Source organism: Kangiella shandongensis, assembly GCF_020005365.1.
Taxonomy (GTDB): Bacteria; Pseudomonadota; Gammaproteobacteria; order Enterobacterales; family Kangiellaceae; genus Kangiella; species Kangiella shandongensis.
The window spans coordinates 1-918 of record NZ_JACNML010000026.1 but is presented as its reverse complement, the minus strand read 5'-3'; the positions used below and the strand labels follow the sequence as shown (position 1 = coordinate 918).

Genomic DNA, 918 nt, shown 5'->3' with positions numbered 1-918 from the left:
ACAACAACACATGTTCAGTATTAATGAGATGCCAGACGTTGTTGAAGAATATAAAGGGAATATTAACAATTTCGAATGGAGTAATTACTCGGAGCAGGAGCAGGTTCGATTAGAGGCTTATCAGGCGTTAGCTCTTGATTATCACGAAAAAGCTCGTTCAAAAGTTCCGGCTGTAATCGCGCTTTATGATAACGAAGCTATGACTCAGGATGTGGGGAATATTGCCTCTCAGCACATCCATGAAATCGCCGATGCGCGGCAGCGCGTTCAATCTGGCGAAGGTGGAGACTTGCCTGATACCGCTTTATTGGATACGGGTGATATTGCCACCGCTTCTGCGGCTCTGTACCGTAAAAAAATGGTTTATGAAAACCTCAAACAGACGCTGCAAGGCACTTACAATGACGATGCTGACCTCACTGAAAGACGATATCGTAGTATTGCCGAAAGGGAGATGTTGCCGGATGAACAGTACAATGAGCAGGCTGATGAAATCATGGAGCATGTCGACAGACGCGCTCTTAATAGCTTCTATGCTGACTGGCAAGACTTAGAAGAAAAGGTCGCTGCGCTCAAACCCAAAGCTCGTGACGCTTTAGCGGATCATGCATGCTGGTTAAAAACAGCTGAAGCTGGCAATGAATCCACGCCCACGGCACTTGGCGCGACGCTCGCCACCTACGATAAAACCAATGCCCACAGTGCCCTCTGGTTTGAGATGACCACAGCTTTATGCATCGACGGTATGGGCGCCGTTATCCCTAACGACATTGACCATAAAGACGAGCGCGACAAGCTCCTCGACGGCTGGATGGACGACCCCAACAGCTTAATCTATCAGTCCATCGCACCTTTTGATCCTTTTAAAGAAGAGTTCTCGGTGTTTAAAGACAAGCTCGATAGCGCAGGCGATATTCT

Annotated in this window: 1 protein-coding gene; it reads left to right on the top strand. The window is 47.8% G+C overall.

What is annotated here, in order from left to right:
• A partial coding sequence (locus H7708_RS13380; protein WP_223671358.1) for a hypothetical protein occupies positions 1–918 on the top strand: 918 nt, incomplete at both ends.